Annotated in this window: 2 protein-coding genes; both read left to right on the top strand. The window is 40.7% G+C overall.

The features are described from left to right. The first annotated feature begins 244 nt into the window (after window positions 1-244). Entirely contained in the window at window positions 245-1,036 is a 792-nt protein-coding gene (locus NJ959_RS29110) for a PEP-CTERM sorting domain-containing protein (protein WP_254015247.1), read from the top strand. Window positions 1,037-1,120: 84 nt separating this feature from the next. After that, the gene (locus NJ959_RS29105; RefSeq protein WP_254015246.1) at window positions 1,121-1,417 is read left to right on the top strand and encodes a hypothetical protein; all 297 of its coding nucleotides are present in this window, start codon (window positions 1,121-1,123) and stop codon (window positions 1,415-1,417) included. The last annotated feature ends 281 nt before the right edge of the window (window positions 1,418-1,698 follow it).

Genomic DNA, 1,698 nt, shown 5'->3' with positions numbered 1-1,698 from the left:
CTTGATTTGAGTGACTATTCTTTTGAGGATTCCCAAACTTACCGTTAACTTGATTGTACTCACAACCCAATAATCAAAACATTTTTTTATTGTCTTCTCTGTTACCGTTATCCCTCTGGAAACTATCGGACTTCTCTATCTCTTGACAAATTGCCCTTTTTGATATACAAGAGAGGAATTATTATATGGGGGAGGAGTACCAATTCCTCCCTAGCTGTTTATGCTTTGGGGATGAATGATGATTATGAATAATAAATGCCTGCTTTGTACTATTCCTGTAATAGCTGTTATCGGCTTTAATTCATCAGCAATGGGAGCAGTTTTAGATTTAACCAGTTTAACGCCAGGAGCGCCTGGAACTGGTTCATTTACTGGTTCTCTGGGTAGCGTATCAGTCAATGGTTCCCTTCTTTCCGGAGGCGATAACAGCTTTAGAATTGCAGTCACTGGCGATGAGTTCTATACCTCAACGATTGATAACAGTTCTTCTCAATTCAGACAAAGTAATATTTACACTCCATCTCAATTTCTCAGCGATCGCGTTGGCTACAACATGGAGCCTAATATGGGAAATGCTACTCTTCAGATTAACTTTAGCAAGCCAGTGACTAATCCCGTATTTCATGTTGCTAATTTAGACAGTATGATCTATGACTTCTCTCCATCTGGCATAACCCGAAGCGATCTAGTCTTACTGAGTGGCAATGGTGGGAGTGATGGAGATGGATTAGCAATTGACTCAGTAAATCCTCTGATTGTTGATGGAATACCTTCAACATTTTTAGCCCAGCATCCGTCAGATCCTATTCCTACTTCTAGTGTAAGATCGGCCTATGGATCTGTTCAATTAAAGGGAACATTTTCATCACTAAACATTTTACTCAAAAAAGATCAAACATTACCATCATTTTTTGGGGATAGTGGCTCTTTCACTCTAACAACCGTTGAAACTGTCCCCGAACCCACCTCTACCCTATCTCTACTAGCCCTCGGTACTCTAGGCGCAGGTTCAGCAATCAAGCGCAAACAGAAGTAGGATAAAATCCCAAAACTCCATACTAGAAAACAGCCCAACTATTTCAGTAGTATTAATGCCCTTTACTCATTAAAGCAAGAATTTATGAATTTTCAAAAGTTGCCTCTAAAATTTCATTTAATATTAGCAGGAATTATCACTGTAACAAGCACTATCTCCACTCAATCTAAAGTTGAAGCATTTAGTATCGTTGCTGAAATACCCAATTCAGTTACAGGACAAAGCGTTAACTCAATTTTAGCTACAGATGGTCGTTTTCAGAATGTTGGTATAGCCAGTCTTAATCCTTCTCCTACTCTTTCAGTTGATAACGCAGTAGCCTTCAGCATATCTAATAATAAAACTCCCTTACCTATCTCTGACTCGCCCTTAGCGCTCTAGGCGGAGCATCAGCCCTCAAGCGCAAACAAAAGTAGAACAAAATCCCAAAACTCCATACCATAAAACAGCAAAACCCCTTCAGTCACCAGCGCTGGAGGGGTTTACCTTTGCAAGCTAGCGATCAAAAATTGCGATCGCCCTTGACGCTAGAATGTTTCGATCCTCGCATATTGCGAAATTCCGCAATTTTGCATCGCAGTTGTGCCTCAGTGTAAGCACCCTGCTTGTTGACACTCCCCGGTCTAAAGACACGGGGATTCTTAAGACTTCGCAGCCTTAAT

This window comes from Limnofasciculus baicalensis BBK-W-15 (genome assembly GCF_024178385.1).
Lineage (GTDB): Bacteria > Cyanobacteriota > Cyanobacteriia > Cyanobacteriales > Coleofasciculaceae > Limnofasciculus > Limnofasciculus baicalensis.
This window is presented reverse-complemented; position numbering and strand designations above follow the sequence as displayed.